The 12144-nt window shown below is 70.9% G+C and carries 11 protein-coding genes; 8 read left to right on the forward strand and 3 right to left on the reverse strand.

Annotation, left to right across the window (positions count from 1 at the left end; translation table 11 throughout):
* Window positions 1-22: 22 nt before the first annotated feature.
* On the forward strand, window positions 23-1384 hold the full coding sequence (locus ACTWP8_RS36420; protein ID WP_443326358.1) for a hypothetical protein: 1362 nt from the start codon (window positions 23-25) through the stop codon (window positions 1382-1384).
* Window positions 1385-1488: 104 nt separating this feature from the next.
* On the opposite strand, the gene ACTWP8_RS36425 is transcribed toward ACTWP8_RS36420, so the two are convergent.
* Complete coding sequence (locus ACTWP8_RS36425) at window positions 1489-3015, reverse strand: peptide MFS transporter (RefSeq protein WP_443326351.1); 1527 nt, start codon at window positions 3013-3015, stop codon at window positions 1489-1491.
* A gap of 311 nt (window positions 3016-3326) precedes the next feature.
* Between ACTWP8_RS36425 and ACTWP8_RS36430 the strand changes: the two genes are divergently transcribed.
* Both ACTWP8_RS36430 and ACTWP8_RS36435 read left to right on the forward strand, forming a co-directional pair.
* Window positions 3327-4007, forward strand: coding sequence for a response regulator transcription factor (locus tag ACTWP8_RS36430; RefSeq protein WP_443313978.1), 681 nt, complete (start codon window positions 3327-3329; stop codon window positions 4005-4007).
* A gap of 129 nt (window positions 4008-4136) precedes the next feature.
* A complete protein-coding gene (locus ACTWP8_RS36435; RefSeq protein ID WP_443326352.1) occupies window positions 4137-5384 on the forward strand; it encodes an ATP-binding protein in 1248 nt (415 codons plus the stop codon).
* An 86-nt stretch (window positions 5385-5470) separates the two neighbouring features.
* Here ACTWP8_RS36435 and ACTWP8_RS36440 read toward each other — a convergent pair whose 3' ends face one another.
* Window positions 5471-5980, reverse strand: coding sequence for a GtrA family protein (locus ACTWP8_RS36440; RefSeq protein WP_443313976.1), 510 nt, complete (start codon window positions 5978-5980; stop codon window positions 5471-5473).
* 219 nt (window positions 5981-6199) lie between these two features.
* Between ACTWP8_RS36440 and ACTWP8_RS36445 the strand changes: the two genes are divergently transcribed.
* From ACTWP8_RS36445 to ACTWP8_RS36460, 4 genes are all read left to right on the forward strand, one after another.
* Window positions 6200-7330, forward strand: a complete 1131-nt coding sequence (locus tag ACTWP8_RS36445) for a 5-(carboxyamino)imidazole ribonucleotide synthase (protein WP_443326359.1) — start codon at window positions 6200-6202, stop codon at window positions 7328-7330.
* A complete protein-coding gene (gene purE / locus ACTWP8_RS36450) occupies window positions 7327-7854 on the forward strand; it encodes a 5-(carboxyamino)imidazole ribonucleotide mutase (protein ID WP_443313974.1) in 528 nt (175 codons plus the stop codon). Before ACTWP8_RS36445 ends, purE begins: the two co-directional genes overlap by 4 nt.
* Before the next feature lie 12 nt (window positions 7855-7866).
* Window positions 7867-9060: a dipeptidase gene (locus tag ACTWP8_RS36455; RefSeq protein ID WP_443326353.1), complete on the forward strand. Its 1194-nt coding sequence runs from the start codon at window positions 7867-7869 to the stop codon at window positions 9058-9060.
* A gap of 127 nt (window positions 9061-9187) precedes the next feature.
* Window positions 9188-10411: a dipeptidase gene (locus ACTWP8_RS36460; RefSeq protein ID WP_443326354.1), complete on the forward strand. Its 1224-nt coding sequence runs from the start codon at window positions 9188-9190 to the stop codon at window positions 10409-10411.
* 39 nt (window positions 10412-10450) lie between these two features.
* On the opposite strand, the gene ACTWP8_RS36465 is transcribed toward ACTWP8_RS36460, so the two are convergent.
* Window positions 10451-11794, reverse strand: a complete 1344-nt coding sequence (locus ACTWP8_RS36465; RefSeq protein ID WP_443326355.1) for a UDP-glucose dehydrogenase family protein — start codon at window positions 11792-11794, stop codon at window positions 10451-10453.
* A gap of 202 nt (window positions 11795-11996) precedes the next feature.
* Here ACTWP8_RS36465 and ACTWP8_RS36470 point away from each other — a divergent pair.
* Window positions 11997-12144: acyl-CoA dehydrogenase family protein (locus tag ACTWP8_RS36470; protein WP_443326360.1), on the forward strand; the 148-nt coding region annotated here is incomplete at its 3' end.

The raw sequence follows: 12144 nt of genomic DNA on the forward strand, positions 1-12144 counted from the left end.
GAGCGCGGCCGGTTCAGCGCTGATGCTCGGCGGTGCGGGGCTCCTGATCGCCGCGAGCCCGGCACAGGCCGCAGAGGTGTCGTTCGCCACGGAATGCATACCGCCGCCGATCTCCGGCATGCCACCGGTGCAGGGCACCACCAAGGTGGACATCCAGGCCCCGGACACGGCCAAGGTCGGGGACACCGTCGAGGTGGTGTGGAAGACGGTGCAGGCCGCTTCCAAGAACCCCGACGTCCTCGACCTGGAGAAGGACAGCGTCAAGCCGACGGGAAAGATCGCGGTGGCGGGCGCGCAGAGCGGTGAGCTGCCGGTGGAGGGCGCACGGCAGAACCCGCCGATCCCCAAGAACAGTCCCATGGTGCTGTCCGACATGAAGGGCACGCTGAAGCTGGAGAAGGCGGGCGAGGTGACGCTGACGCCCGGCTTCTACAACATCAACGTCAACAAGCCCATCTCCACGGACACCAAGTGCTCTCCGAAGGAGGAGGTGAAGCCCGCCGCCACCATCAAGGTGACGGACGGCGGCGGGGACACGACCGGCGGAAGCACCACGGGCGGCAGCACGACGGGCAGTACGACCGGCGGCGACACCGGCGGTACGGACTCGGGCGGCTCCACCTCGGGCGGCAGCTCGTCGTCCGGGGGTACGTCGTCCGGTTCGGCCTCCGGCGGATCCTCCGGCGGCGGGGGAGACCCCGACGGCACCGAGTACAAGGGCAAGGAGGTCGAGGTCCCGTACAAGTGCAAGACCCCCATCGGTGACAAGGAGGCGACCTCACCGGTCCAGATCAACGGCAAGAAGAACGGCGGCAGTTTCGATCTGACGGTGAAGTTCACCAAGTCCGTCATGGACAGCCCGGCCGATATCCCGGAGGACTCGGTCAAGCCCTCCATGGAGGTCGTGCTGGGCGGCGCCGACAAGGGCACGGTCCACGTCGAAGGGCCGACGAACAAGGAGCCCATCAAGTCCGGTGACCCCATCGAGATCCCCGATCTCAAGGGCACGTACAAGCCGGGCGCCACCGGCAAGGCGACGCTCACCCCGGGCGTCCTGACCATCGAGGCCCTGGGTACGACCGCCACCTGCACGCCGGCGAAGGACCCGGGCGTCTCGCTCGAACTGGACACCTCGGCCCAGCCGGGCGGCGCTTCCGGCGGCTCGTCCGCGGGCGGCTCCGCGGCGGGAGGCGCCGCGGGCGGTTCGGGCGGCTCGGCGGGCGGCTCGGCGGGCGGCTCGTCCGCGAGCGGCGGCCTCGCCGAGACCGGCGCGAGCGACAACGGCGCCCTGCGCGCCCTCGGCCTGGTCGCGGGCACGGTCATTCTGCTCGGCGGCGCGGTCTTCACCTTCACCCCCTGGCGCAGGCTGCGCGGTACCCGCTAGCGGGCGGAGGCCGATGAATGCGAAGGCCCCGGCGCACTCGGTGGCACCGAGTGCGCCGGGGCCCTCACCAGGCTTACGCCGGTGGGCCGGTGGGCCGGAGTGGATCAGTGGACGTCGGCCATCAGCCCCGCGACCCGCTTGCGGTACATGTAGATCGCGAATCCGGCCAGGGCCGCGAGCGCCGCCTCGAGTCCGACGACGCCGGATCCGCTGAGGTCCACACCCGCCAGCGACAGCAGGCCGGTTGCGCAGTCGCCCGCGGTGACCGCGAGGAACCACACGCCCATCATCTGGCTCGCGTACTTCGCCGGGGCCATCTTGGTCGTCACCGACAGGCCCACCGGAGAGAGGCAGAGCTCACCGATCGTCTGGACCATGTAGATCGAGACCAGCCACATCGGGCTGACCTTCGTGCCGCCCTCGGCCATCAGCATCGGAATGACGAAGACGAAGAACGAGGCGCCGATCAGCACCAGCGCGCCCGCGAACTTCACGGTCGTGCTCGGCTCCCGGTCACGCCGGGACAGCCACACCCACAGCCAGGCGAAGACCGGAGCCAGCGCCATGATGAACAGCGGGTTCAGGGACTGGAACCACGAGGACGGGAAGCCGAAGCCGAGCAGCGTGTCCGCGGTCCTGGTCTCGGCGAAGGCGGCCAGCGTGGAGCCGCCCTGGTCGTAGATCATCCAGAAGACGGCGGCGGCCACGAAGAACCAGATGTACCCGCTCATCTTGGTCTGCTCGACCGCCGACAGCTCCCTGTCGCGCTTGATGCGGAACAGCACCGCCGTCGGAATGACCAGGCCGAGCAGAGTGATCGGCACCAGCGCCCAGTTGAGCGTGAAGCTGCCGGAGAAGGCGACCACGCCGTAGAAGACGGTCGCGACGATCAGCCAGAGCAGGCCCTTGCGCAGCGTGGAGTGGCGCTCCTCGCGGGACAGCGGGGCGTTCACCACGCTGCTCTTCTCGCTGAGGTGGCGGGAGCCGATCAGGAACTGGAGCAGCCCCAGCGCCATGCCGACGGCCGCGAGCGCGAAGCCGTAGTGCCAGCCGACGGTCTGGCCGACCGTGCCGATGACCAGCGGGGCGGCGAAGGCACCGAGGTTGATGCCCATGTAGAAGATGGTGAAGCCGCCGTCGCGGCGCGGGTCCTGCGGACCGTCGTAGAGGTGGCCGACCATCGTGGAGATGTTGGCCTTCAGCAGACCGGAGCCCAGCGCCACCAGGCCCAGGCCGACGAAGAACGTCGCCTGGCCGGGCAGGGCCAGCGCGAGGTGGCCGGAGATGATGACACCGCCCGCGATGGCGATGGTCTTGCGCGGGCCCCAGACCCGGTCGCCGAACCAGCCGCCGGGCATGGCCAGCAGGTAGACCATGGCGAGGTAAACGGAGTAGATGGCCACCGCGTTGGCCTCGGACATGCCCAGACCGCCGCCCTGGCTGCCGGGCTTGGCGTCGGGGCCGCCGGCGATCAGGTAGACGACGAGCAGCGCCCGCATCCCGTAGAAGCTGAAGCGCTCCCACATCTCGGTCATGAAGAGGGTGGCCAGTCCGCGCGGGTGGCCGAAGAAGGTCTTGCCGCTTGCAGGGGTCCCCTGCTGTGCGGCGCCCTTCGTCGGGCTGGACGCCATGGTCGTTCCTTGCTCGCTCGGGACGCACCCGTGTGTGGGGGGAGCGCCCGGAATGGGGGGAGGTGGCGGCCGCGCACAGACGAAGGACCTCCGGCGCTTCGAACGCAGCCAAAGGTCCCTGATCGTGCGGGTGGACGCTTCGTCACCATACGTCAAGTCATGGGGCATATGGAAGGACTTGAGGCATGGATCACAGGTGAACGCGGAACCAGCGAGGCACATTCGAAGGTAGCCCACGACCTCGCCCCTCATCCCAGAGGGCCGTTGTCAGGACGGGGCGCCCCGGCGAAAGTGCGGACTACCATCACTCCATGACCCGAGTACTGCTCGCCGAGGATGACTCATCCATCTCGGAGCCGCTCGCCCGCGCACTGCGCCGTGAGGGGTACGAGGTCGAGGTGCGGGAGGACGGTCCCACCGCTCTCGACGCCGGTCTCCAGGGAAGTGTCGACCTCCTCGTCCTCGACCTGGGTCTGCCGGGCATGGACGGTCTCGAGGTCTGCCGGAGGCTCCGTACGGAGGGCCACGGCTTCCCGGTGCTCGTGCTCACCGCCCGGGCCGACGAGGTGGACACCGTCGTCGGGCTCGACGCGGGCGCCGACGACTACGTCACCAAGCCCTTCCGCCTCGCCGAGCTCCTCGCGCGCGTGCGGGCCCTGCTGCGCCGCGGGGCAGCGGAAGCGCAGGCGCAGCCGCCCGCCACCCACGGCGTGCGGATCGACGTCGAGTCGCACCGCGCCTGGATGGGCGAGGAGGAGCTGCAGCTCACCGCGAAGGAGTTCGACCTGCTGCGGGTGCTCGTACGGGACGCGGGCCGGGTCGTCACGCGCGACCAGCTGATGCGCGAAGTGTGGGACACCACGTGGTGGTCCTCCACCAAGACCCTCGACATGCACATCTCCTGGCTCCGCAAGAAGCTCGGCGACGACGCCGCGAACCCGCGCTACATCGCCACCGTGCGCGGGGTCGGCTTCCGGTTCGAGAAGAGCTAGTGCGCTCCGGGCGGGAAGCGGTGATGCATAGCATCGAGTGCCGGGCGGGGCGGCGGAATGCCGCGCTCGGCTCGGGGGCGGCCGTCCTCACGGCCCGCCGATTCGTGTGATCCCTGCCCGGAGGGCAAAGTGCGCCGCCGTCTGATCAACTCCACGCTCGCCGTAGTGCTCGTCGTCATCGCCGTCTTCGGCATCTCCCTGGTGATCGTCGAGACCAGGACGATCGAGAACAGTGCCCGGGAGAGCGTCGGCTCGGAGGCCGTACGCCTGGTCAGCATCGTCGACAGCCGCCTGCTGGGCGGCGAGCGGATCAGCCCCGAGGTGCTGCGCAACCAGATCACCCCCGACCGCTACGCCCGGATCGAGATGCCGGGACGGGCGCCCGTCGAGGTCGGCGAGCGGCCCGAGGGCGATGCCATCGAGGCCAAGGAGCGCGGCGAGGAGGGCGAGACGGTGACCGTCCAGGCGTCCTCGAGCACGGTCACCGAGGAGATCGGCCGCACGCTGCTGATCATCCTCGCGGTCGCGCTGCTCGCCGTCGTCGCCGCCGTCCTGCTCGCCGTACGCCAGTCGCACCGGCTGACCGCGCCGCTCACCGATCTCGCCGAGACCGCGGAGCGGCTGGGCTCCGGCGACCCGCGGCCGCGCCACCGGCGGTACGGGGTGCCCGAGCTGGACCGGGTCGCCGACGTCCTCGACGCGAGCGCGGAGCGGATCGGGCGGATGCTGACGGCCGAGCGGCGGCTGGCCGCCGACGCCTCCCACCAGCTCCGTACGCCGCTGACCGCGCTCACCATGCGGCTGGAGGAGATCACCGCCACGGACGACCTGGCGACGGTGAAGGACGAGGCGACGATCGCGCTCGGACAGGTCGAGCGGCTGACCGATGTGGTGCAGCGGCTGCTCACCAACTCCCGGGATCCGCACGCCGGATCGGCCGTCGGCTTCGATCTGGACGAGGTGGTCAAGCAGCAGATCGAGGAGTGGCGGCCGGCCTACCGGAGCGCCGGGCGGATCATCGTCCGCTCGGGCAAGAAGGGGCTCCGGGCGGTGGGCACCCCGGGCGCCGTCGCGCAGGTGCTGGCGGCGCTGATCGAGAACTCGCTGATGCACGGCGCCGGTCCGGTGGCCATCCGCACCCGGGTCACGGGCAACCAGGTGGTGGTCGAGGTCACGGACGAGGGGCCCGGCGTGCCGCCGGACCTGGGAGCGCGGGTCTTCGAGCGCACGGTCAGCGGGCGGAGCTCCACGGGGCTCGGCCTGGCGGTGGCGCGGGACCTGGCGGAGGCGGACGGCGGGCGCCTCGAGCTGCTCCAGCAGCACCCGCCGGTCTTCGCGCTTTTCCTGAGCCGCGATGGGGGCACTTCCCAGCGGTAGTCCCTGGGCCTAACGGCCGGGACGTGCCCCCCAGGGGGAGGACCATGAGACGGGGCTGAGGCCCGGAGCCCAGCGGGGAGCCTGGGTCACTTCGTCCGGTTGAGCGTGTTCTCCTCGAGGAACGATTCCGCGGTCTCGACGGCCTTGCGCCCGGGCAGCGCCCGGAACACCCACGTCCGGTACGACCAGAAGCGGAAGACCGTGGCGATGCCGAGCCCGATCACGTTCTTCGCGATGTTGTCCGCGACGGTCGAGGTGAAGCCGAAGCCGTAGTGGGAGAGAGCCAGGATGCCGTTCTCGATCACCAGGCCGACACCGCTGAAGAGGAAGAAGAGCGTGAGCTCGCGGCTGCGCCGCGACTTGTCGCAGTCCCGGTAGGTCCAGTAGCGGTTGCCGACGTAGTTCGTGCAGATCGCGATGAAGGTGGCAATCACGCCGGAGCGCACCACGGCCAGGCCGACGGCGTGCACACACAGGTTGAAGACGACGAAGTTCACCAGAAAACCGACGGCGCCGACGGTCCCGAACTTGGCGAGCTCGCGGGCCAGCTGTTTGAGCTGCTCCAGCCGCGAACGCAGTGTGCGCCGTTCACTCATAGTGATCGTGTGGCTCCGTTACTGGCGTGGTCTCGGCTTCAGCCCGGCTTCCTCATGCTAACCAGGGGCCCCTCATGACGCTGGCCGACACCCGCGGATGGCCGGGCCTCTCATATGGAGTTCCCCACGTCGAAGCGCTTGGAGGATCGTCCAAGGCGAGGGGCGGAAGCGGTCCCGGTGTGCGGATACCCTGGGTGGGTGACGTTCCCGGTAGTCGGCATGGTCGGCGGCGGCCAGCTCGCCCGTATGACCCACGAGGCGGGCATCCCCCTCGGCCTGAAGTTCAAGCTCCTCAGCGACACGCCGCAGGACTCTGCGGCGCAGGTCGTCAGCGACGTCGTCGTTGGCGATTACCGCGACCTCGAGACCCTTCGTGCTTTCGCACAGGGCTGCGATGTCGTCACCTTCGACCACGAGCACGTGCCGACCGAGCACCTGCGGGTCCTGGAGGCGGACGGCGTCGTCATCCGCCCGGGGATCGAGGCCCTGATCCACGCCCAGGACAAGGGCGTGATGCGGGCCAGGCTCGACGCGATCGGCGTGCCCTGTCCGCGTCACCGGATTGTGGCGGACCCGGCCGACGTCGTGCGCTTCGCTGAGGAAGGCGGGGGCTTCCCCGTCGTCCTGAAGACCGTGCGGGGCGGTTACGACGGCAAGGGGGTTTGGATCGTCCGCAGCGCGGGAGAGGCGGGTGACCCGTTCAAAGCGGGAGTTCCCGTCCTCGCCGAGGAGAAGGTCGACTTCGTCCGGGAACTCGCCGCCAACGTCGTACGGTCCCCGCACGGCCAGGCCGTCGCCTACCCCGTCGTGGAGTCCATCCAGGTCGACGGCGTCTGCGACACCGTGATCGCCCCCGCGCCCGGCCTCTCGGAGGAGCTGTCCCTCAAGGCGCAGGGGCTGGCCCTGACCGTCGCCAAGGAGCTGGACGTCATCGGCCATCTCGCGGTGGAGCTCTTCGAGACCCGAAGCGACGACGGCACTTCTGGGATTCTGGTCAACGAGCTGGCGATGCGCCCGCACAACTCCGGCCACTGGACCCAGGACGGCGCCGTCACCTCGCAGTTCGCCAACCACGTACGGGCCGTCCTCGACCTGCCGCTCGGCGACCCGCGCCCGCGCGCGAAGTGGACCGTCATGGCCAACGTCCTCGGCGGCGACTTCCCCGACATGTACTCCGCGTATCTGCACTGCATGGCCCGCGACCCGCAGTTGAAGATCCATATGTATGGCAAGGACGTGAAGCCGGGCCGTAAGGTCGGCCATGTCAACGTCTACGGCGACGACCTGGCCGACGTGCGCGAGCGCGCCCGGCACGCCGCCGACTACCTGCGAGGGACGATCAAGGAATGAGCTCAGCCCCTGCCATCGGCATCGTGATGGGCTCCGACTCGGACTGGCCGGTGATGGAGGCCGCCGCCAAGGCGCTCGACGAGTTCGAGGTGCCCTACGAGGTCGATGTCGTGTCGGCGCACCGCATGCCGCGCGAGATGGTCGCGTACGGCGAGCAGGCCGCGGACCGCGGCCTCAAGGCGATCATCGCGGGCGCGGGCGGCGCCGCCCACCTGCCCGGCATGCTCGCCTCCGTGACCCCGCTCCCGGTGATCGGCGTCCCCGTGCCCCTGAAGTACCTCGACGGCATGGACAGCCTGCTCTCCATCGTGCAGATGCCGGCCGGCGTCCCCGTCGCCACCGTCTCCGTCGCGGGCGCCCGCAACGCCGGCCTGCTCGCGGTCCGGATGCTCGCCGCCCACGACCCCGAACTCCTCGCCCGCATGCGGAAGTTCCAGGGCGAGCTGAACGAGCAGGCCACGGAGAAGGGCAAGCGGCTGCGGGCGAAGGTCGACGGCACCGCGGGCTTCGGCTTCGGCCAGTAAGGGACGGCGACGGTGCCCGAATACGGTGAACTCGCCCGCGAACTGCTCGCCGCCCACCCCGTGGCCGACGGCCACAACGACCTCCCCTGGGCCCTGCGCGAGCAGGTCCGCTACGACATCGACCGGCGCGACATCGCCACCGACCAGAGCGCGTACCTGCACACCGACATCCCGCGGCTGCGGGACGGCGGGGTCGGCGCGCAGTTCTGGTCCGTGTACGTCCGCTCGGACATGGCCGGGGACCAGGCCGTCAGCGCCACCCTCGAACAGATCGATGTCGTGGGACAGCTGATCCGGCGTTACCCGCGCGACCTGCGCCGCGCGCTCACCGCGGACGACATGGAGGCCGCCCGCGCCGAGGGCCGTATCGCCTCCCTGATGGGCGCCGAGGGTGGCCACAGCATCAACTGCTCGCTCGCCACCCTGCGCGCGTTCTACGACCTCGGCGTGCGCTATATGACGCTCACCCACAACGACAGCATCCCGTGGGCGGACTCGGCGACCGACGAGCCGCGGGCGAACGGGCTCACGCGCTTCGGCGAGGAAGTGGTCCGCGAGATGAACCGGACCGGCATGCTCGTCGACCTCTCCCACGTCTCGGCCGACACCATGCGCGACGCGCTGCGCGTCACCGAGGCCCCGGTGGTCTTCTCGCACTCCTCGGCCCGCGCCGTCTGCGACCACCCGCGCAACATCCCCGACGACGTCCTGGGGCTTCTCCCGCTCAACGGCGGCGTGGCCATGGCCACCTTCGTCCCGAAGTTCATCCTCCCCGCGGCCATCGAGTGGACCCGGGGCGCCGACGAGAACATGCGCGCCCACGGCCTGCACCCGCTCGACACCACCCCGGCCGGGCTCAAGGTCCAGCGCGCGTACGAGGAGGCCAACCCGCGGCCCGTCGCCACCGCCGCCACCGTGGCCGACCACCTCGACCACATGCGCGAGGCGGCGGGCATCGACCACATCGGCATCGGCGGTGACTACGACGGCACCGCCTTCACGCCCGCGGGCCTCGACGACGTCGCCGGGTACCCGAACCTGATCGCCGAGCTGCTGCGCCGCGGCTGGTCCCCGTCCGACGTCGCCAAGCTGACGTGGCACAACGCGGTGCGCGCGCTCCGGGCCGCCGAGGACGTGGCACGCGGGATCCAGGCGGACCCGCGGCGCCGCCCCTCGAACGCGACGATCGAGGAGCTCGACGGCTGACGGCCTAACGGCTCGTCAGGTCGGTTGGGCGGCGCACCACCCGTACGCCTCTCCCACCGCGAAAGGCCCGGACCAGCGTGTCAGGGTGGCGGAAGAACCCCGACCGCCGAGCACGAAAGTCCGCGCCATGGCCGACCTCGCCCCCGTCCTGCTGGACGCGACCGACCTGCTGGACCCGCCCGCGCTGGACGCGCCGCCAGCGCCCTCAGCCGCGCCCGCTTCCCCGGTCGACCCCTGCACCGAGGCGGAACTGTGTCCCGATCCCGGGGTGCCCGACGCGGCGGCGCGCGCCCGGGCCCTGCTCGCCCGGCACCCCGTGGTGGACGGCCTCAACGGGCTCGCCTGGGAACTGCGGCTGCGCTCCGGCCACGAGCTGAGCCCCAGCCGCTTCGACCTCGACACCGGCGAGGGCGGGGTGCACACCGACATCCCCCGGCTCCGGGCCGGGCATGTGGCCGCGCAGTTCTGGTCGGTGTCCGTGCCCGAGGTGGTGACGGGCGACCGCGCGGTCAGCGTCACTCTCGAGCAGATCGAGTTCGTCCACGCCCTCATCCGCGCCTACCCCGACGCGCTGCGCCTGACCCTCACCGCGGACGACATGATCGAGGCGCGCCGGCGCGGCCGTATCGCCTCGCTGCTGGCCGCGGGCGGCGGCCAGTGCATCGACAGCTCGCTGGGCGCGCTGCGCGCCCTGTTCCAGCTGGGCGTGCGCCGGATGGCGCTCGCCGAGGGGCGGAACACCCCGTGGGCGGACGCGTCGGCCGACGAGCCGCGCGCGGGCGGCCTCACGCTCTTCGGCGAGGAGGTCATCCGGGAGATGAACCGGATCGGGATGCTCGTCGACCTGTCCGGCAGCTCGGCCGCCACCATGCGGCGCGCCATCGCCATCAGCAAGGCCCCGGTCGTCTTCTCCCACTCCGCCGCCCGGGCCCTGACGGATCACCCGGCCAACGTCCCCGACGACGTGCTGGACCGGATGGCGGCGCGCGGCGGCGTCTGCATGGTGACCTTCGAGGCGGAGTACGTGTGCCCGGACGGGGAGGGGACGGCGACCGTACGGGATGTGGCCGACCACCTGGACCACGTACGGGCCGTGACGGGCCCGGACCACGTCGGCCTCGGCGCCTCGTACGACACGGGCGGCGTCGGCCGCCCGATGGGCCTGGAGGACGCGTCCGGCTATCCGCGGCTGATCACGGAACTTGTGGAGCGCGGCTGGCCGGAGTCGGACCTGGCGAAGCTGACCTGGCAGAACGCCCTGCGGGTGATGCGGGACACGGAGTTCACCGCCCGCGCCACCCAGCACCGCCGCGCCCCGTCGACGGTGACGATCGGCCGCCTGGACGGCTAGCGCCCGCGCCCGACGGTGGCCACGACCCGCCGGAAGGCACTACGCCCGCGGGCGGCCCAGGGCCCGGTACGTCCAGCCCGCCTCGCGCCACAGCTCCGGGTCCAGCGCGTTGCGGCCGTCCAGGATCCGCCGCTCCGCGACGACCTGGCCGAGCGCCGCCGGGTCCAGGTCGCGGAACTCCTGCCACTCGGTGAGGTGGAGCACCACGTCCGCACCGCGGGCCGCGTCCGGCGCCGTCGGGGCGTACCCGAGGGTCGGGAACAGACGGCGGGCGTTCTCGATGCCCTTGGGGTCGTAGACGGTGACCTGGCCGCCCTGGAGGTGGATCTGCCCGGCGACGTTGAGCGCGGGGGAGTCCCGTACGTCGTCGGAGTCCGGCTTGAAGGTCGCCCCGAGCACCGCCACGCGCTTGCCGAGGAAGCTGCCGCCGCCCAGGGCCTCGCGGGTGAGCTCCACCATCTGCCCGCGGCGCCGCATGTTGATGGAGTCGATCTCGCGGAGGAAGGTGAGCGCCTGGTCCACGCCCAGCTCACCGGCCCGGGCCATGAACGCGCGGAGGTCCTTGGGCAGGCAGCCGCCGCCGAAGCCGATGCCGGCCCGCAGGAACTTCTTGCCGATCCGCTCGTCGTGCCCGATGGCCTCCGCCAGCTTCACCACGTCGCCGTCGGCCGCCTCGCACACCTCGGCCATCGCGTTGATGAACGAGATCTTGGTGGCGAGGAAGGAGTTGGCGGAGGCCTTCACCAGCTCGGCGGTCGGGTAGTCGGTGACGATGAAGGGCGAGCCCTCTGCGACGGGGGTCTGGTACACCTCGCGCAGCTGCTTCTCCGCGCGCTCGCTCGTGACGCCGACCACGATCCGGTCCGGGTGCAGCGTGTCCTGGACGGCGAAGCCCTCGCGCAGGAACTCCGGGTTCCAGGCCAGCTCCGCGTCCTCGCCCACCGGGGCCAGCTCGGCGAGCCGGTCCGCGAGCCGGGCCGCGCTGCCCACCGGCACGGTGGACTTGCCGACGACGAGGCAGGGCCGCCGCAGATGCGGCGCCAGCTGCTCGAAGGCGGTGTCGACGTAACTCATGTCGGCCGCGTACTCACCGTGCTTCTGCGGGGTGTTCACGCAGACGAAGTGGACGTCGCCGAACTCCGCAATCTCCTCGTAGGAGGTGGTGAAGCGCAGCCGCCCCGAGGAGCCCTCGAAGCCCGCGACGTGTCGGCGCAGCAACTCCTCCAGCCCCGGCTCGTACATCGGCACCCGGCCCGCCGAGAGCATCTCTACCTTCTCCGGAGAGATGTCGACGCCCAGCACCTCGAAGCCCAGCTCTGCCATGGCGGCGGCGTGCGTGGCGCCAAGGTATCCGGTGCCGATCACGGTGATCTTCGGGGCCATGTGTGCTCCATGGTGGGTCGGGCTGGACTGCGGGCCCGAGCATAGTCTGGCTGTGAGGCGGGCACCCCAGAGCTGCCCCTGGGAGGTGTCCCAGGCCCAGTGGGGAGTTCGCTGTCAGCAAGGTCACGTATGCCCGGCCGCTGCCCGCCTCTAGAATTGAGTTACTTAACGGTAATTAGCGATTCTGGGGAGTGAAGGCACCGTGGCGGGCTCGACAGATTTCGACCTTTACCGGCCGTCGGAGGAGCACGACATGCTCCGCGAGTCGGTGCGCTCGCTCGCCGAGGCGAAGATCGCGCCGTTCGCCGCCGAGGTGGACGAGGAGGGCCGCTTCCCGCAGGAGGCTCTGG

It is taken from the genome of Streptomyces sp. 7N604, assembly GCF_052245475.1.
In the GTDB taxonomy this organism is placed as follows: domain Bacteria; phylum Actinomycetota; class Actinomycetes; order Streptomycetales; family Streptomycetaceae; genus Streptomyces.